The sequence below is a fragment of the Moorena sp. SIO3E8 genome (assembly GCF_010692445.1).
In the GTDB taxonomy this organism is placed as follows: Bacteria; Cyanobacteriota; Cyanobacteriia; order Cyanobacteriales; family Coleofasciculaceae; genus Moorena; species Moorena bouillonii.
The window spans coordinates 23,695-42,148 of record NZ_JAAHHM010000061.1 but is presented as its reverse complement, the minus strand read 5'-3'; the positions used below and the strand labels follow the sequence as shown (position 1 = coordinate 42,148).

The window sequence follows — 18,454 nt, the reverse complement described above, 5'->3', positions numbered from 1 at the left end:
GTTCTTTTAGCTCTTGCTTTTCTTCCGGACTCAAGTTCATGAGTTTTAGTAATTATTAGAAACTATTTATCATTAATAATATCATGATATCATGATTTTGGTATTTTTGCAAAACTGAGATGCACCCGTTCCTATGGACTTTTATGGGTTGCGGGAATGGAGTTTTGGTCAGGTTTAGCTGAGGAGTTAATGAGAAGTAAATCCAATAAGCTGCCTTTTTTTCAGAGGGGTCAACAAGCTATGAGCCTTATTCAGACTGCGTTGTAGCTTTATTGTCACCCCCTCAGCTTGAGGATATTGTTCAACCAAATATTTTAGGGTGCTGTCGTAAGTCATTACACATCTGATCTAACTAAGTCAATTCTGGTTAAGTAATCGAAAACAGGGTTAAGAGCCGCAAATTCGACGACTCGAACCTATCCCAAATCATCTTCAATCAACCCAGGGCAAGGTATGTCGTAAATATCGGCTACTTAACTAACTTTTTAAATCCCAGTAAATCCCAACAACTATTAACAGAATATCGGGGAATAAAACCCAGCAAAACTTCTAGGTATTGTTGGGTTTTATTCTTCTATTTTATCATATTTATTAGCGATAATGTTCCTGTTAATTTAGTTAATAACTTGAAGAGTTTTTTCGCTAAAATCGGGAGTGAATTACTTCAGTTAAATCTATTGATACCCCATAGCCTAAAAAAAGGGGGGGAACAAGAATTATCGGGATTTTTGGGCAATAGTAGAGTGGGTAAGGCAAATCCAAACCCACTCTATCAGAGCTCAATGGCACTACTTTTTAGTGCTAAACCTAACGGGATTTTACTTATCCCTAAACTGGTTCAACCAATTGGTCAAATCCACTTCGGTTTCAAAATCTAATAACGCTTCTCCTAAATCTTCCAACTGGTCAAAGGATAATTCCTCAATTTGATTTTGTAATTGGGGATTTATCTCACCTAAGCGACGGCTAAGTAGACGCTTAATTAAATTAAGCTCATTGCGCTTTCCTTGTTCTAATCCCTGTCCTAATCCTTGTTCTAATCCTTGTTTTAATCCTTGTTTTAATCCCTGTTCTAATCCTTGTTCTAATCCTTGTTCTAATCCTTGGCGAATAATTCGTTGATAAACTACTGACTCCTGCATCATATCCTCCCGAAAATAAGCTTGAATTAACTGTTCATCAAATTTCACCCCAGCCAACAGTTGCACGCAAGCAGATAAGTTACGCTGTTGTTGTCTATCTTCAATCATATCGATTCTGGCTGCTACCTGGGATAGCAAGGTTTCTGGCACTTCAGTTTGTGCTAATACTGCCAACGGTAGTAACCCTGGGGTGGTAAGTAATGGTTGTGGATCACATTCCCAAATCCGAATCACCCGATAGCGGAAGGATAGGTTCCTCTCGGTAAATTGATTGACAAATACTCCCGCTAATCGGCTTGGTTTTAGGAATATTATTACTTGTTCAATATCACAGCGGTACTGACGATACAACCTTACCCAATAATCCAGCATCCGCAGGGGTAAGGGAGGTTCAGATTGGGGTAAGGTTTGAAATTCCAGATGCAAAATAGCATCAGCAACTCGCACAAAAAACAAGGCATCTGCCCGAATTGGTTCTGTGCTCAATTCGGTGTTGAGAATTTCGATATCCTCTGCTGGTTCTTGGTTAAATAACCAACGGGTAAAGGCTTGAGGATATTGTTCAACCAAATATTTTAGGGTGCTGTCGTAAGTCATTCACTTAGGAAAAGCAAGACCAAGCCAGTATATAGTATTTCTAACTAATTAATGAATAATATTACTGATTACTGTGACAAATTATTGCGCAAACTTTCTAAATTATCACGGCAGGTTAAAGTGTTAGGATGATTTGACCCTAACCTCTGTTCTAAAATCTCCAAAGCCTGTTGATAGAGGGGTTCGGCCTGGTCATAGCGCCCCATTGAGTTGTAGAGATTTGCCAGGCCGTTGAGACTGTTGGCCACGGAGGGATGGTGGTGACCCAGCAGCTGCTTTTTCATCTCCAAAGCCTGTTGATAGAGGGGTTCGGCCTGGTCATAGCGCCCCATTGACTTGTAGAGAAATGCCAGGTTGTTGAGACTGGTGGCCACGGAGGGATGGTGGTGACCCAGCAACTGCTTTTTCATCTCCAAAGCCTGTTGATAGAGGGGTTCGGCCTGGTCATAGCGCCCCATTAACTCGTAGAGTCCAGCCAGGTTGTTGAGACTGGTGGCCACGGAGGGATGGTGGTGACCCAGCAGCTGCTTATACATCTCCAAAGCCTGTTGATAGAGGGGTTCGGCCTGGTCATAGCGCCCCATTGACTCGTAGAGTCCAGCCAGGCCGTTGAGACTTTGGGCCATATCGGGATGGTGGTGACCCAGCAGCTGCGTTCTCATATCCAAAGCCTGTTGATAGAGGGGTTCGGCCTGGTCATAGCGCCCCATTGACTCGTAGAGTCCAGCCAGGTTGTTGAAACTGGTGGCTACATCGGGATGGTGGTGACCCAGCAGCTGCTTTTTCATCTCCAAAGCCTGTTGATAGAGGGGTTCGGCCTGGTCATAGCGTCCCATTGACTTGTAGAGTGCAGCCAGGTTGTGGAGACTGGTGGCCACCGAGGGATGGTGGTGACCCAGCAGCTGCTTTTTCATCTCCAAAGCCTGTTGATAGAGGGGTTCGGCCTGGTCATAGCGCCCCATTGACTTGTAGAGTGCAGCCAGGTTATGGAGACTGGTGGCTACATCGGGATGGTGGTGACCCAGCAGCTGCGTTGTCATCTCCAAAGCCTGTTGATAGAGGGGTTCGGCCTGGTCATAGCGCCCCATTGACTTGTAGAGTAATCCCAGGTTGTTGAGACTGTCGGCTACATCGAGATGCTCCTCACCCAACAGCTGCGTTCTCATCTGCAATGCCTGTTGATAGAGGGGTTCGGCCTGATCATAGCGCCCCATTGAGTAGTAGAGTCCAGCCAGGTTGTTGAGACTGGTTGCTACATCGGGATGGTTCTCACCCAGGCGGCTTCTGGTTATCTCTAAACATTTCTCATACCAGGGTTCAGCCTCGTCATAAGTACCTTGACCTTTATAGAATCGTCCCAAGCCAATAAAAGGGCAGATTAAATCTTCATGCCTCAGCCAGTCAGTTAGAACTGTGGCAGTTTCGACTAAATGAGGGATGGCCGGGTTAACTGTTGCAATAATTTTTTGAGTTGGTATCTGGGGAATTTCTTTTGCCTTAGCCACCATTACCTTACACAAGCTTCGCTTGTAGCTATCAGCCTGTGGTAATTGAGCGAGCTTAGTCAGAAAAAATTCTCGAATTAGTTGATGGAGCCGATAGGTTTGCTGTTCGGTCAGTTGTAAGAGATTACGATTGACCAGATAGCGATTGGCCGTAGGCCACGCTTCGCGAACGCGTAATTCTTCCAATTCTTCTTGTTCTTCTTCCCATTCCTCCTCATCTTCCGTTTCGATAGCACAAGACTCTACCAGAGACCACTCAAAAGGAGCTTGAGCAAACAGACTCAGACGACATCCCAACTGCTGGGCTTCTGGACACTCTTCCAAATCTTCCCAGGATAACTCAAAGGCTGCTGCTACACCCAACTGGGCTGTGATCTCCCCTTGTTCTGTTTGATAAAGTAATGCCCTAGCTGCTAATTTCTTTTTCTCTAAACGTTTCTGAACTTTAGCAATGGTTAAGGTCGGATGTAGATCTAAATATCGTCCGACTAACTCCAAACCCAAAGGCAAATAACCCAACCATTCACATAACGCTTGTGCTTCGGTTAGTTCTTTCTCAATGCGCTCTTGTCCAACAAGCTTACGTAATAACTCTAATGCTGCTTCTCGGGATAGTACATCCAAGTTAATTCGTCGGTAAGAAGCCCCTGGACGCTGACGGCTGGTGACCAGTACTTTGAAGCGGGATTGGGCTGGAGGTAAGTAGGGCTGAATTCTCTGTTTATAGTCGTTGCTGAAAGAAGGCACATCATCCAGCACGATCAATGCTGTTCCTTCTCGCCAATGCTCCCAGCAGTATTCTACTTGTTGGTTGAACTCTAGTTGATCTGGAATGGTTAATCCTAATTTAGTACGGGCAAAATTGACAACTTGAGTCCCGAGATCCAACCCTCGCACTGGGAACCAGCACAACCCACCAGGGTAATTATCCTGATTTTTCAGAGCATATTGTAGAGCTAACTCAGTTTTGCCCACACCGCCCATTCCGGCAATGGCACAAATGGCTAATTGATCGGTCTGTTCAAATTCCTGATGGAGCTGCTCAAGTTGAGGGTCCCTACCGACAAAGTGGGGAGTGCCACGATTGATAATATTACTGGGGGGATTGGGGGGATTTAATTTTTTTTTTCCCCTTGCAATCGGGTGATTTGGTCGTTGGCTCAATAACTCCACTGGTAGCGGTTTCGTGCCGTCCTCTCTTTTGGGCAGTCTAAAGGTAGGATCCCGACCGATTTCCCGTCCACCGTCCTGTTTTTTCAATGCTTGACGGGGGTAGATGCGGAGGGAGGCGGTGTTCCCTTCCATTTTCAATTCACATAGTGAATAACCATGGAGCCGTTCCTTTTTTTCTTTCCCCCACCCTTCAATGCCGAACAGGGAGCAGCCTTGCAGTGTGCTTCGAGGATTAGCACCACCTTCAGCCCAGCTGCTCAGGTTGGACTGGTGCATGTGTCCGAACAGATGTAAAGCGAATCGTTCCGGCGAGCTATAAATCTCCCCTTTTAGCTGCTCTTGAGCTTCGTGGGTTAGCCAATCGTGGGGGTGGTGGGTAAGTAGCAAACAGGCATCATGGTCTTGTGCCCAAGAGGGTCCATGGTCATAACTTTCATTACATGCCTCATGGAACTGGCATATATCTAGAGCCAGCTTACCTTCTCTACCGTCCATCAGTTGCAGAAACGCGCTATTGAGTCCTAAAACTCCGAGTTTGAAACCATCCTTCTCAATTGTTGCTGAAAAATCTCCTGGCAGTATGCCTTCTGAATAGATGTCGGGCTTAGGTACGGTCGTATTTTGCCACCATTGAAGATAATTATCGAAAGCCTTGTCTACAAGTTGTCGCTCAGGACATTTGCTGTTATCCCAAAATGCCTGTTGGAATTCATGATCGTCCCACCGATCCTGGAGATTAATCAATGCGGGGTCAGACTTATCTGGTCGAACCAGGTCGTGGTTGCCAGGTACAGCCAGAAACTTTGGCTCACATTCCATCTTGCCAAACTTTTTCCAGAACTTATCTAAAAGTCTGTTTACCTGTTGGAATTCCGATTCAATGCCGCCCTGGGTGATATCGCCAGTAAACATTACCAAATCGATTGGGCCTACCGTTTCACAAAGGTACTCTAAATCCTTAAAGAAAATTTCCTCAACATTTGGCCAGAGAGTTTTTGAGCCTTTCATACCCAAGTGAAGGTCAGTCAGATGTAACCACCTAAGGATCACCTCCGTGTGATCATACATTTTGAGCAAGCTAGTTGAATCACTCACCGATTACCTTACAGTTAACTATATAGCATTAACCAGTAGATGCTTGAAATCCAATCTCGATTTAGTCTAACACAGGAAAATCTAGGGAATAGGGAGTCGGGAGTCGGGAGTCGGGAGTCGGGAGTCGGGAGTCGGGAGTCGGGAGTCGGGAACAGGGAACAAAAGTTATAACAATTCATTTTATATACCTATCACAATTTATCTGATATCTTTCATTTTTTTTAGTTACTGTTGCCGAGGATATCAGTAAAATAACTCCAAAAAAAAACGCGATTATCTGAAAAAGACGCTACGGTATTGACCGAAGGTCACGCTACGCGATCGCTAACATTTTTATTCTATTCCCGATTCCCGATTCCTGATTCCCGATTCCCGATTCCCGATTCCCGATTTCCGATTCCCAATTCCCAATTCCCAATTCCCAATTCCCAATTCTCAATTCTTAATTCTACATTCTTAATTCTACATTCTACATTCTTAATTCCCTTTCCGTACATTTTACTTCAATACCCCCTCAAAAAAAAATTATAAAAACCCTTGACAACTAAAATTATAATCGTTATTATTATATTTATAAATCTCAAACACGAGTTTAATTATGACTGAAGACTTTGTGCCAAACGAAAACAACAATCCTGAAGAGACTACTCCCGATAATACTCCTCAGGAACCTTCCCCAAAAAAATTCCCAGTTAAGCACATTTTGAAGGGGTCACGTAAGGCAATACTCAATACCATGCATGCCCTTTATGCACTGCGTTACGCGGAAATCTCGGAGTGGAGCCCCCTTCAGCCCACTGGCATCCCAGGGGAATTCATCACAATGATGACGAAGTATTTAATTATCGGTTAAACTAATCGACAGGGGGTTTTACCCCCCTGGCAAAAAAATCAGGTCTGATGTCAGCCATCAGCAGTCAGCGGTCAGCGGTCAGCGGTCAGCGGTCAGCCCTTGGCCTTTGGGTAATAGCTAATAGCTGAATGCTTACGGTCTAATCATATCGGATTATGTTGTCTGGTTTGGTTTACAAAGTTGAGTCATAAAGATAATTTATAGCCGTGGAAAGTATTTCTGCGGCTATTTTTTTAGTGATTAATTCTTGGTGGGCAGTGCATACCTAGGCAAACCCCAAGCTAGATCAATCGGTCTGGTTCACTGCCCACCCTACATTCTGAATTATAAATTCTACATTCTAAATTCTTAATTCAAATAGGTACTGTCAAAACAAATCCAGGGAGTACCTCTTCTCCAGATAAACTAACTGGAAATCCGACTATTTCTACTGGTTGATTGGGACGGTATATTTCTACTTGCTGATTCTGAGGGTTAATTAACCAACCTAGTTGTAAGCCACTGTTGAGGTATTCTTGCATCTTATCTTGTAGAGGTTTAAGGGCGTCTGTCCGTGAACGCAATTCAATCACAAAATCAGGGCAAATCGGGGGAAACTTTTGCTGTTGTTCTGGGGTGAGGGCTTGCCAACGGTCTAACATTACCCAAGCTGCATCAGGGGATCTATCTCCGCCGTTAGGTAGTTTAAACATGGTGGAAGAACTGAAAACTTTTCCCATGTTAGTTTGACGGTTCCAAATGGTTAGTTCAGTAATCAAATCTGCTTCTTGATTTCCACTAATTCCTCCTACTGGTGGCATGATAATTAATTCTCCCGTAGCAGTGCGCTCTATCTGGAACTCTGGATTTACTTGACAAAGGTGATCAAATTGCTGATCGGTTAAGTTGACATTTTCTAAGTTAAGGGTCACAAACATCATTAACCTCCGAGTTGGTGTTCAAATAATCTTGTATCCAATTGCAACCATAGATTAGTAACTGATCTAAATCGAGGACTTGATCTAAATCCCATATAATAACAGTGTTGTCTCCACTGGCGGAGGCGAGCATTTCACCATTGGGGCTGAAAACTACGGCTAAGACGCCATCGCTATGTCCTTTCAGGGTAGTTAAAAGGGTTCCATCCTGCTTCCAGAGTTTGACGGTTTTGTCATAACTAGCGCTAGCAATTCTGTTACCGTCAGGGCTAAACACTACTCCTAATACTCCTGCTTGATGACCGTTGAGGGTAGTAATCAAGGTTCCATCGCGCTTCCAGAGTTTAATGGTTTTGTCCCAACTCGCGGACGCAATGGTTTCACCGTCGGGACTGATGGCAACGCTGTAAACCCGGTCATGGTGTCCTTTCAGGGTAGTAATTAAAGTTCCGTCTGGCTGCCAAAGCTTGACAGTTTTATCCCAACTGGCGGAAGCAATTAGAGTCCCGTCTTTGCTGAAGGCTACTCCATCAATGCGATCGCTATGGCCGTTGAGAGTATTAATTAAGGTACCGTCCCGTTTCCAGAGCTTAATGGTTTTATCGGCACTAGCGGAAGCCATCATCTCACCGTCGGAGCTGAAGACTACTGCTAAAACGGCGCTGCTATGATTTGTTAAGGTTTTTAGCAAGCTACCGTTTCTGTGCCAGAGTTTGATGGTGTTATCGGCACTAGCCGAAGCAATCATCTTACCATCGGGGCTAATGGCTATTCCTTAAACTCTAGCGCTATGGCCATTCATGGTTCTTTGTAGGCTACCGTCTGTATTCCACAGTTTCACGGTCTGATCCCAACTCGCCGATGCAATGGTTTTTCCGTCTGGGCTAATGGCCACTCCCCAAACTAAATCACTATGCCCCCTGAGCCTGGTGAGGATGATGCCATCGGGTTTCCAGAGCCTAACCGTTCCATCCCAACTCGCCGATGCAATAGTTTTTCCGTCTGGGCTGATGGCCACACCGTACACTAAATCTTGATGCCCTCGTAGGGTAGTGAGTAATGTGCCTTCCCAACTCCACTGGTTAACGGTTCCGTCCCAACTCGCGGACGCAATGGTTTTACCATCTGGGCTGATGGCAACGTTGTAAACGCGATCGCTATGGCCCTGAAGAGTGTTTAGTAAAGTGCCATCAGTACCCCAGAGTCTAACGGTTTTATCCCCTGACGCGGACGCAATGGTTTGACCATCTGGGCTGATGGCAACTTTGTAAACGCGATCATTATGCCCCTGAAACGTCCTTAGTAATTTCCCATTATAGCGCCAAAGTTTAACGGTTTTGTCCCCTGACGCTGACGCAATGGTTTTACCATCTGGGCTAATGGCCACTCCATAAACAATAGCGCTATGGTCTTTAAGGGTAGTAATCAAGGTACCGTCAGCTTTCCAGAGCTTGACGGTTTTGTCTCCAGAAGCTGAGGCAATCATCTGGCTGTCGGGGCTAATCGCAACACCATAAACCCCAGCTTGATGGCCGTTGAGGGTTTTATAGGGTCGGGATTGAAACCTGCCGTGACTATCGCGTTTCCAGAGTTTGACGGTTTTATCGTCACTAGCGGAAGCAATCAGATTCCCGTCTGGGCTAATGGCAATGTCGTAAACCCCAGCTTGATGACCGTTGAGGGTAGATAATAAATTACCATCCAGTGTCCAGAGTTTGATGGTCTTATCATAACTAGCGGTAGCGATTAGATTAGCATCCTGGTTAATGGCAACTGCCCAAACCTGATGGCTATGCTTTACTAACCGATTATATTCAACAGTGCCATAAACTGCTTGTCTTAGCACCGATTCTACCTGAGTTTCCGTAGCGGGGTCTGCACTACCAAAGCTTTTCAATCGTTGCTTGGCTCTGATGGCTTCTACTAGGGCGTCTAATTGTTGATTGGAGGCAAAGAGGGCTGCTGAGGATTTTGCGATTCGGCGAAGCCGACGCTACGCGAACGCATTCATTTCGCTAATAGCTGAGCGTCTATATCCGAGGTAAGTGGTTGCCCCTAACCCTGTGGAAACCATCAATGCTGTACCCACTGCTAGCAGCAAGAACTTGAGTCGTCTGGCACTTTTTTTCTGTTCTGCTAGTCTTGCTTCTGCTTCCTTAGCCCGTTCTGCTTCTAAATACCGTTGCTGTTCAATCCAGCTTAATTCTTGAGAAGCAGCTAAGAATTCATCATCTACTACACTCAACCGTTTGCCCGCTTTCCAGTTTAACGCTTCTGCTAAGGCTTGTCCTCGCAACAGCCGAGAATTATCTTCACGGTTGGACGCTAACCAAGCGTTGAGGGCTTGACTATAAGGTCGCAGATTCCCTAATTTTTGCTCAACCCAATCCTGATTAAAAATAGACTGGTAGATCCGATTATAAACCCTTAGCACTGGGGAAGTTTTGTTCTCCTGACCAGGCTGCTTAACAACTAACCCACTTAGTCGTAATTCTATTTGTTCAGGAGTATCATCCGCAGCAATTTCTCCCTGTTGTAAGATTTGCTGATAAAGGGCTAATAACCGACTAGACCCTTGTTCATTTCTGAGAATGCGATCGCTTAAAGTTCGTAAATGCTCCGGTTGATCATTGGCTTCCCAGTTGTCAATAATTTGGTTGCGCACAAGCTGCTCTAACCAAAATGCTTCCGTACCAGGGGGAATAGTCAGAGAGCCACTAATTGCCGTTTGATTTGATATCCGCACCAGATAGCACAGCTTTTGAGTCAAAAATGGTTGTCCTCCTGTCCAAGCCAATATCTCTTTGAGAAGAGTTTGGGGATTGTCTACTAATCCTACTAATCCTGATGCTAAGGGTTGAGCTTCTTCTAGGGTAAACCCATGCCAATCAATAGCCTTACCAATATTAAAGGGGGTTCGTTTTCTCTGGGAAATTAAATCCGAAGGGGTTGCGACTCCAAATAAAGCAAAGGTGAGGCGATTGTAGTCAGGATTTTCCGCTCGCTGGTTATAGCACGAGCGAATCAGAGCAAAAAAATCATCGGTGGAAAAATTGAGGCTAATAACGCTATCGATTTCATCGATAAAAATAAAAATCTTTTCAGTTGTCAGGTTAACTAATAAAATTTCTTCGATCACCTGACTCAATCGCTGGATTTCCGATAAATCATCGTGTTCACGCCACCAAGTTTTTAAATTAACTTTTCTGGAAAGTTTAAAATTCCTTAATAACTCAACTACTAATCCCTTATACCACTGCTGGGGAGTAATAGTTTCGCTACCAATTATGGTCATATCAATGGAAGCGCAGCTAAAACCAGCCTGTTGCAGTCGATGCTTTATGCGTAAGCGCAAGCTAGACTTACCCATCTGTCGGGAGTTGAACACATAACAAAACTCACCCCTAATTAAGGCGTTATAAAGTTCAGCATCAGCTCGACGCTCTACATAACTAGGGGCATTTAATTTTAAACTACCACCGACTTGATATTCGTAGGTATCCATGTGTAGCAGTTTTCAATTGGGTGAGGTAAAAATTTTTGGGTTTTAGGGAACAGGGAACAGGGAACAGGGAGAATTTTACTTTTATAATTAGGTATATAGATCCCCCCTAACACCCCTTAAAAAAGGGGGAAATTAGATTCAAAAGTCCCCCTTATTAAGGGGGATTTAGGGGGATCTGAATTAGGCATTAACAATGCTAACATACTCTTGAACAGGTAAACATTCCTGTGTAATCAGGATTATTAAAATTGGTTTGGTTTTAATTGGGAATCAAATCAGCCCACAACATTGCTATATCTGTTCCAGCAGTCTTCTTTATAAATTTATCAGATAAACGGGCTATTTGATCGTCAGAAAAATGATTCTTCCAATCTCCGATTTCTCCTTTGCGGATAAACGGTGTCATTTCTTTAGGTCGCTGACTCGACCACCGACTTTGGTCTTGGCTCATGCTGGTAAAACTAGTGTGTTTGAGAATGCTATTGAAAATTTCAGCATTATTGAGTTTGTCTAGGTATGAACTACCTAAAAACTTAGCAATTTTGCGAATATGTTTAGGAGTATCAGCTTTCATAGCTTCGTAAGTGATAAACAAAACATTGTCATCCTGGCGATGGTCATACCAAGACAGTAAATGATCGAAATAATCGCCCCAATCAACTTCCCCTTCAATAAAGCATTCAAAAAAATCATTAAAGGTTCCTTCTGCAAAATTATAGTGCTTCACAAACCCTTTAGTATGGTAATAAAAAGAAACAACACAATCAAAGGGATTGCGAGCAATATAGATATACTTGGCATCAGCACAGTAAGGGGTGAATGAGTAAGAAAGATGAGTTTTAATAAACCTTGGTGATGGCATGGCTGCTACAAAATCAGCACCCACTTCTTCGAGATGAGGTACTTCTAAATTGATGTCTTTGCCCACAGGTAGGGGTTCGCCATCATGGTTGAGCATCCAGACAATATGTTGAACCCAAGTTGTGCCACATTTGGGATAAGTAACAATAAAGTTATCCTCCGGTTGAGCATTGTAATTTAGTCCAGATTCAAAACAGGTTACCGGAAATCCCATGGGAATACGGAATCCCTGACACATGGAGTAGTGGGGTTTTTGTGGTTGTTGCTTCATTGTTTCGTTAGGGAGTAGGGAGTAGGGAGTAGGGAGTAGGGAATCGGGAATCGGGAATCGGGAATCGGGAATCGGGAGTAGAGGGAAGAAAATTGACTGTAGCTCATCTAGAAATTATCAGACTCATTCGGATATTTTTTTAGGGTTATGCTATATCAGCAATACTTTTGATTATATACACAACATACTATAGCAGTAACTCTCAATTATAGGTCATAAACTGGCAGTTTTATTGTTAAGATAAATAACCATAATTACTGAATTAGTATACTCCTCAATATTGTTGAGATATAATCTAAAATTGTATGGCTGATCAAACGCTACTGAATTACTAATTATTGGGTAAATAATTTATAATTAATTTGGAATGACGCGATCCTCCAAATTCTTAATTCCTGGATCACGTTGGTTCTATCGAACTAAGGTAAATCCGTTTAATAACATTATTTATAGTAAAATTGTTTGTTGTCGTTTGTCTTTTATACAAAATTAATTAAAAATTCACTATATAGCGTTGATCCTACTTATGAGGTACAATTTTTTACCGATTCCCGATTCCCGATTCCCGATTCCCTACTCCCGATTCCCTACTCCCGATTCCCGATTCCCGATTCCCGATTCCCAATTCCCGATTCCCTTAAATGATTATTCAAACCCTACCTAAAAACGTAGTTCATCTAATTGCTGCTGGGGAAGTGATTGATTCAATAGCCGCAGTGGTGCGAGAACTAATCGAAAATTCCCTTGATGCTGGGGCAAGTCGGATTACCGTTTCCCTGTGGACTGAGCAATGGCGGGTACGAGTGGCAGATAATGGCACAGGGATGGAGGTGAAGAATTTGCAAAAAGCGGCTTTTGCCCACAGTACTAGCAAAATCTCTAGTAGTGATGATCTGTGGAAGATTACTAGTTTGGGATTTCGTGGGGAAGCGTTGCATAGTTTGGCGGCTGTGGCAGAGTTAGAAATTTTGAGCCGATGCTCAGGAAATAGTCAGGGGTGGCGAGTGCTCTATAATTCCCAAGGTGAACTGCGTCAGATTGAAACTGCTGCGATCGCACCCGGTACGATTGTGATAGTGTCTAATTTATTTGGTAAGCTCCCCGTGCGTCGTCAGGGTTTACCGGCGATGGCACAACAGTTGCGTGCTGTCCAAACCATTATTCATCAACATGCTCTGTGTCATCCGAGGGTGAGCTGGCAAGTGGAGCAAAATGGACGTCCATGGTTTAATCTTTGTCCTGGTCATACTGCCCAACAGATTCTGCCTCAAATTATCAAGCACTTAAAGGAAAGTGATTTGCAGCCGCTAACGGTAGAGGTGCCGATACCGGATTCGGGAACAGAACAAGAACAGGATAAAAGCACTAAGGGAAATCTCGGAAATGGTTTGATGGAGCTAGTGTTAGGATTACCGGATCGATGCCATCGCAGACGTGCAGACTGGGTAAAGGTAGCGACTAATGGACGGATTGTGCGATCGCATGAATTGGAACAAACCATGATCACAGCATTAGCTCGAACCTTGCCTCGCGATCGCTATCCCATTTGTTTCCTGCACCTGCGGATTTGTCCGAGTCAAATCGACTGGAATCGTCATCCAGCCAAGACCGAAATTTACTTACACTCGGTATCCTACTGGCAAGAGCAAGTTGCTGAAGCTATCGAGCAAGCTTTGCGGATCACCCCAGCCACTCTCCCAGAAGCGATTCACTCGAACAGGGTAAAACAGTTACTCAAAACATCGGAAGCTAGAGGAGGTTACACCACTAGTCGTTCAATTGAAGTGATACCAGCCACTCAAGAAATTACTGACAAAACTGATAGCAAAATTGATAGCAAAACTGATGATATTGGGCTAATTCAACTGCGAGCCATAGCTCAAGTTCATAATATGTATATCGTAGCAGAGCATCCCACCGGTATTTGGTTAATTGAACAGCACATTGCCCATGAACGGGTGTTGTATGAAGAATTATGCGATCGCTGGCAGTTAGTCCCCTTAGAACCTCCCATCATTCTCCAGCAGTTATCCCCTAGCCAGGTGGAGCAACTACAGCGCATTGGTTTAGAAGTTGACCCCTTTGGAGAAGAGCTGTGGGCAGTACGGAATGCACCAGAACTGTTGCGCGAGCGAGACGATTGTGCCAAAGCCCTATTAGAGCTGAGTTTAGGAGGAGACTTACAAACCGCTCAAGTAGCAACTGCCTGCCGCAGTGCAATTCGCAATGGTATCCCTCTAAGTTTATCACAAATGCAGCAGTTATTAGATCAGTGGAAAAAGACTAGAAACCCTCGCACTTGTCCCCACGGGCGTCCCATTTATTTATCGTTAAAAGAGTCTGCTCTTTCCCGTTTTTTCCGCCGTCATTGGGTGATTGGGAAAAGTCATGGGATATAAGGAAGGGTTGGTAGGTTAGCAAGTTGTTCGCGTAGCGTGGCCTTTTGGCCAAGGTTGGCAAGTTGAAGGTTAGCAGGTTAGCAAGTTGGTAAGTTAGCAAGTTATCAAGTTAGCAAGTTAGCAAGTTGAAGGTTAGCAAGTTATCAAGTTGAAGGTTAGCAAGTTAGCAAGTTGAAGGTTAGCAAGTTATCAAGTTGAAGGTTAGCAAGTTATCAAGTTAGCAAGTTGAAGATTATTAAGTTATCAAGTTAAAGGTTATTAAGTTGGCAAGTTAGCAAGTTTGTAAGGTTAAAACTTGCTCATTAATAATAGCAGTGTTCATAGTAATGAGGTACACAGGATTTTTTCCCCTCTTCCCTGCTACTCTTCTCTCCTTTTCTCTGCTCTTCTCTGCTCTTCTTTCTTCTCCCCCCGCGCCCCCGCCCCACACTCCCTGCGCCCCCGCCCCACACTCCCCACACCTCCCACACTCCCGACTCCCGACTCCCAACTCCCCAAAACCATTAAGAACTGCCATAAAATGGCATAATTGCCTGATGCCTCAATCAATAATAGGGTAATCAAAGATAATGTGAAGGTAATCCACATCTGTTACCTTCAGGCCATGACCGAAGGACCAAACCGCGATCAGACTAGTCGTCTGGTATTATTCATTACCCTCTGGCTCAGCTTGTTTGTTTTATCAGTCAAGGTGTCAGCAGCTTGGGCTACCCAATCGCTCAGTCTGATGGGGGAATCCCTGTTCACCCTATTAATTTGCTTTAATACCCTTATCAATTTGCTGATGATCACTACCTATGACAATTCGCCAGATCTGTCAGTCTATGGTCATGGTAAACGGGAAACGGTGATTACCTTTGTGCTAATTGCCTTTTTCGGCTTTGCTGGGGGAAATTTGTGCTTACTCTCCTCTCAGCAGTTACTAACCCTGATTCAGGGAGGAACCTTAACTATTCCTGTCCGGCTCAGTTTACCCTTAATACAATTGTTGGGAGCAGTATTAGCCATGAGCCTTGGTTGGTCTTGCCTGATGATTTACCAAGCTAAAGTGGTCAGGAGTCCTACCCTACGGTTTCAGGCGGCTCAAATGCTCCAGGATGTGGGCTTAACTATACTAGTACTCGGTGGGCTTTGGGGGGTTTCCCAAGGTTTCCTATGGCTGGATCCACTGCTGAGTTGTGTGCTGGTGCTTTTTGCCGGGCGAAATTGTTGGAAAGTTATCAACTGGCAGTTGCCCCTGCTAGTCAAACAAACTCCCATTGATCCAGAAGCGATCGCTAACATAGCCCATCAAGTTGGAGGTGTCACTCGCTGTGATCAAATTCAGTGCCGGGGTGTTGTCGGACGCTTCATGTATGTTGAAATGCATTTGGTAGTGCATCCAGAGTTCTCAGGAGTCATTTCCCTGATTGCTGAACGGATTCAGGGGGGAATTCAAGAACGCTACGGACCAGTACAAGCTATTTTCCACATCGATGATGACTTAACAGCATCCTTACGATGGAATGGTTCGAACCGTAACCAACAAATCAACGGTAAAGATGAACCAGATGGGGAGTAGGGAGTCGGGAGTCGGGAGTCGGGAGTCGGGAGTCGGGAGTCGGGAGTCGGGAGTCGGGAGTCGGGAGTCGGGAGTCGGTAGTCGGGAGTCGGGAGTCGGGTAGTGGTTTAGCCCAGGTCTGGTCAAGGTTTCGGGAGCTAAAATCACGAATTGTTTACCACTACCGATGTTTTACCTATTGCCTCTTGCCTATTGCCTCTTGCCTCTTGCCTCTTGCCTATTGCCTCTTGCCTCTTGCCTCTTGCCTCTGTTCCCCTCCTGGGAGGGGTTAGGGGTGGGTTCCTCTGTTCCCGATTCCCGATTCCCGATTCCCGATTCCCGATTCCCGATTCCCGATTCCCGATTCCCGATTCCCTATTCCCTAAAATAAACTAATCTACTATAATAGCTTATTGCCCAAAAATTAATACTTAAGCAGACAACTGCTAAAGTAAACAGAATGTAGGTGGGAGCCATCACCACTCCAATCATCAACCAACTATACACATGGAATAGCATTACCAAAGCTGGGATGCACGCAACTAAAGCAGCTTTCCGCACCTGAACTTGGGGATAACCAATCACAGTAAAGATGATAGTTTGTAAGGTCAGGAGCAAGTTAGCAGGAACTAAAATGCCACAGATGGCTACACAATGGTTACGGGAGAAATCAAATAGGATATTAAAATCAAACATTGTAAAATTGCTAAGATTATCCTTATCAGTTTATAGTTAAAGGTTTAACAGACATTGGGAATTGCTTAAGATAGTTTGACCCGGTGGTGCGTTACGGGACGGACTGTCCTAACACTGGCTACCGAAAACATGAGGGCGAGCCCGTCCCTAACGCACCCTACTGTCTCCCATACCTCCCATACCTCCCACACTTCCCCCGACTCCCGACTCCCGACTCCCGACTCCCGACTCCCGACTCCCGACTCCCGACTCCCGACTCCCTAAAAAGCTAATCAAGGGGATACGCCATCCGATAGGGATCAACAATCTGGTCAAACTCAATAGCAGAAACATAGCCTAATTCTAGACAAGCTGCTTTCAGGGTAAGGTTCTTCTCAGTAGCATGGTGCGCCACTTCTGCGGCTTTGTCGTAACCGATGATTGGACTCAAAGCAGTGACTAGCATCAGGGACTGTTCCAAGAAATACTGGATTTTCTCTCGATTCGGTTCTAGTCCCTTCAGCAGGAAGTCAGTGAAATTGTTGCAGCTGTCAGCAAGTAGATGGACAGATTGGAGCAAGTTGAACACAATCATGGGCTTAAAGGTATTCAACTCAAAGTGCCCCTGAGCACCAGCAAATGCGATCGCACTATCGTAGCCCATCACCTGAGTAGCTGCCATAGTCATCGCTTCGCACTGGGTCGGATTAACTTTTCCTGGCATAATCGAAGACCCTGGCTCATTGGATGGCAGCTTCAGTTCCCCAAATCCGCAGCGTGGTCCACACCCTAGGAAACGGATATCATTAGCAATTTTCAATAACGAGCAGGCTAGGGTTTTGAGGGCACCGCTAGCCATAACCATGTCATCATGAGCTGCTAGAGCCGCAAACTTGTTAGGAGCAGACACAAAGGGCAAGCCAGTCAACTTAGCAATATGCTCAGCAGCCTTTTCAGCAAACCCCTTGCCAGCATTTAACCCAGTCCCGACAGCCGTTCCACCAATCGCCAACTCGTATAAGCCAGGAAGCACAGAGTCTATCCGTGCTAAATTAGCATCTAGCTGGGCAACGTAACCGGAAAACTCTTGACCCAAGGTTAACGGTACAGCATCTTGAAGGTGAGTGCGCCCAATTTTAGCGATATTATCCCATGCTTTCGCCTTCTCTTCTAGAGCATCCCGCATTTTCTTGACCTTGGGCATCAGTCGCTCATGAAAGGCTACCGCTGACGCGATGTGCATGGCTGTGGGAAAGGTATCATTAGAGGATTGGGACATATTGACGTGGTCATTGGGATGAATTGGGTTTTTGCTACCCATCACCCCCCCAGCTAGTTCAATAGCACGATTAGCAATCACCTCGTTCACGTTCATGTTGCACTGGGTACCACTACCAGTCATCCAAACACGGAGAGGGAAGTTACCGTCTAGCTGGCCTTCGATCACCTCTGTTGCTGCTTCAATGATTAACTTAGCTTTATCCTCTGGTAGTTTACCCAGTTCAGAGTTAGTCAGAGCAGCCGCTTTTTTCAGAATAGCCATCGCTGTTATGACTTCCGGGGGGATAAAGTCTTGTCCAATCGAGAAATATTTTAGCGATCGCTGAGTTTGAGCGCCCCAATACCGATCAGCAGGAACTTCGATTTCCCCCATACTATCGGTTTCTCTTCGCATCTTAGTCATCGGTGATATCAACTCCCCTTGCTTCCTTCGTTTATGGTATAGCACAGGGAGTAGGGAGTAGGGAGTAGGGAGTAGGGAGTAGGGAGTAGGTATGCATGGCTTTTATCGTAGTTCATGCTATGTTTAAAATAGCGATAGATATCAGCAATTTTGGTAACCGTTTATGGCTATATTAAAACTTAATTATGATTTTAAAATAAATGATTAAAACCAATCTTAAATTATCCTAAATTTTCT

Annotated in this window: 17 protein-coding genes and 1 pseudogene; 7 read left to right on the top strand and 11 right to left on the bottom strand. The window is 44.8% G+C overall.

Going from position 1 to position 18,454, the window contains the following annotated elements:
• Positions 1–818: 818 nt before the first annotated feature.
• The 3 genes from F6K46_RS23000 to F6K46_RS22990 all read right to left on the bottom strand — a co-directional run bounded on the left by F6K46_RS23000 (position 819) and on the right by F6K46_RS22990 (position 5,691).
• The gene (locus tag F6K46_RS23000) at positions 819–1,739 is read right to left on the bottom strand and encodes an Rpn family recombination-promoting nuclease/putative transposase (RefSeq protein ID WP_293117383.1); all 921 of its coding nucleotides are present in this window, start codon (positions 1,737–1,739) and stop codon (positions 819–821) included.
• A 68-nt stretch (positions 1,740–1,807) separates the two neighbouring features.
• Positions 1,808–5,512 carry a tetratricopeptide repeat protein gene (locus tag F6K46_RS22995; RefSeq protein WP_293065812.1) on the bottom strand — a complete coding sequence of 1,235 codons (3,705 nt, stop codon included), beginning with the start codon at positions 5,510–5,512 and terminating at the stop codon, positions 1,808–1,810.
• Between the two features lie 14 nt (positions 5,513–5,526).
• Positions 5,527–5,691 (bottom strand): hypothetical protein, encoded by a 165-nt coding sequence (locus F6K46_RS22990; protein WP_293065810.1) that lies wholly within the window; start codon positions 5,689–5,691, stop codon positions 5,527–5,529.
• A 118-nt stretch (positions 5,692–5,809) separates the two neighbouring features.
• On the opposite strand from F6K46_RS22990, the gene F6K46_RS22985 reads away from it, so the two are divergent.
• Together F6K46_RS22985 and F6K46_RS22980 are read left to right on the top strand one after the other, a co-directional pair.
• On the top strand, positions 5,810–6,043 hold the full coding sequence (locus F6K46_RS22985; RefSeq protein WP_293065807.1) for a hypothetical protein: 234 nt from the start codon (positions 5,810–5,812) through the stop codon (positions 6,041–6,043).
• A gap of 67 nt (positions 6,044–6,110) precedes the next feature.
• On the top strand, positions 6,111–6,365 hold the full coding sequence (locus tag F6K46_RS22980; RefSeq protein WP_293065805.1) for a hypothetical protein: 255 nt from the start codon (positions 6,111–6,113) through the stop codon (positions 6,363–6,365).
• A gap of 353 nt (positions 6,366–6,718) precedes the next feature.
• Here F6K46_RS22980 and F6K46_RS22975 read toward each other — a convergent pair whose 3' ends face one another.
• The 4 genes and pseudogenes from F6K46_RS22975 to F6K46_RS22965 form a co-directional block, all read right to left on the bottom strand.
• Entirely contained in the window at positions 6,719–7,285 is a 567-nt protein-coding gene (locus F6K46_RS22975) for a Uma2 family endonuclease (protein ID WP_293036262.1), read from the bottom strand.
• Positions 7,266–9,128, bottom strand: a pseudogene (locus F6K46_RS40235) (WD40 repeat domain-containing protein). The gene F6K46_RS22975 and the pseudogene F6K46_RS40235 overlap by 20 nt, the downstream one beginning before the upstream one ends.
• 147 nt (positions 9,129–9,275) lie before the next feature.
• Positions 9,276–10,787: an AAA-like domain-containing protein gene (locus tag F6K46_RS40230; protein ID WP_366510829.1), complete on the bottom strand. Its 1,512-nt coding sequence runs from the start codon at positions 10,785–10,787 to the stop codon at positions 9,276–9,278.
• A gap of 259 nt (positions 10,788–11,046) precedes the next feature.
• Entirely contained in the window at positions 11,047–11,919 is an 873-nt protein-coding gene (locus F6K46_RS22965) for a sulfotransferase domain-containing protein (protein ID WP_293065802.1), read from the bottom strand.
• A gap of 526 nt (positions 11,920–12,445) precedes the next feature.
• Here F6K46_RS22965 and F6K46_RS22960 point away from each other — a divergent pair.
• Both F6K46_RS22960 and mutL read left to right on the top strand, forming a co-directional pair.
• Positions 12,446–12,583 carry a hypothetical protein gene (locus F6K46_RS22960; RefSeq protein ID WP_293065799.1) on the top strand — a complete coding sequence of 46 codons (138 nt, stop codon included), beginning with the start codon at positions 12,446–12,448 and terminating at the stop codon, positions 12,581–12,583.
• On the top strand, positions 12,561–14,318 hold the full coding sequence (mutL, locus tag F6K46_RS22955; protein WP_293065796.1) for a DNA mismatch repair endonuclease MutL: 1,758 nt from the start codon (positions 12,561–12,563) through the stop codon (positions 14,316–14,318). The genes F6K46_RS22960 and mutL overlap by 23 nt, the downstream gene beginning before the upstream one ends.
• A 360-nt stretch (positions 14,319–14,678) precedes the next feature.
• Here the strand turns inward: mutL and F6K46_RS22950 are convergent, their stop codons facing one another.
• Positions 14,679–14,906 carry a hypothetical protein gene (locus tag F6K46_RS22950; RefSeq protein ID WP_198954364.1) on the bottom strand — a complete coding sequence of 76 codons (228 nt, stop codon included), beginning with the start codon at positions 14,904–14,906 and terminating at the stop codon, positions 14,679–14,681.
• Positions 14,907–14,922: 16 nt separating this feature from the next.
• Between F6K46_RS22950 and F6K46_RS22945 the strand changes: the two genes are divergently transcribed.
• Positions 14,923–15,879 (top strand): cation transporter, encoded by a 957-nt coding sequence (locus F6K46_RS22945; protein WP_293065794.1) that lies wholly within the window; start codon positions 14,923–14,925, stop codon positions 15,877–15,879.
• Here F6K46_RS22945 and F6K46_RS22940 read toward each other — a convergent pair.
• Positions 15,814–16,026 carry a hypothetical protein gene (locus tag F6K46_RS22940; RefSeq protein ID WP_293117380.1) on the bottom strand — a complete coding sequence of 71 codons (213 nt, stop codon included), beginning with the start codon at positions 16,024–16,026 and terminating at the stop codon, positions 15,814–15,816. The genes F6K46_RS22945 and F6K46_RS22940 overlap by 66 nt on opposite strands.
• Positions 16,027–16,045: 19 nt before the next feature.
• Here F6K46_RS22940 and F6K46_RS22935 point away from each other — a divergent pair, with 19 nt between their 5' ends.
• Positions 16,046–16,249: a hypothetical protein gene (locus F6K46_RS22935; protein WP_293063588.1), complete on the top strand. Its 204-nt coding sequence runs from the start codon at positions 16,046–16,048 to the stop codon at positions 16,247–16,249.
• On the opposite strand, the gene F6K46_RS22930 is transcribed toward F6K46_RS22935, so the two are convergent.
• Positions 16,234–16,554 carry a hypothetical protein gene (locus F6K46_RS22930; protein ID WP_293063590.1) on the bottom strand — a complete coding sequence of 107 codons (321 nt, stop codon included), beginning with the start codon at positions 16,552–16,554 and terminating at the stop codon, positions 16,234–16,236. The genes F6K46_RS22935 and F6K46_RS22930 overlap by 16 nt on opposite strands.
• A 129-nt stretch (positions 16,555–16,683) precedes the next feature.
• Here F6K46_RS22930 and F6K46_RS22925 point away from each other — a divergent pair, with 129 nt between their 5' ends.
• On the top strand, positions 16,684–16,818 hold the full coding sequence (locus F6K46_RS22925) for a hypothetical protein (RefSeq protein ID WP_293063591.1): 135 nt from the start codon (positions 16,684–16,686) through the stop codon (positions 16,816–16,818).
• A 4-nt stretch (positions 16,819–16,822) separates the two neighbouring features.
• On the opposite strand, the gene fumC is transcribed toward F6K46_RS22925, so the two are convergent.
• The gene (gene fumC, locus F6K46_RS22920; RefSeq protein ID WP_293063593.1) at positions 16,823–18,217 is read right to left on the bottom strand and encodes a class II fumarate hydratase; all 1,395 of its coding nucleotides are present in this window, start codon (positions 18,215–18,217) and stop codon (positions 16,823–16,825) included.
• Between the last annotated feature and the right edge of the window lie 237 nt (positions 18,218–18,454).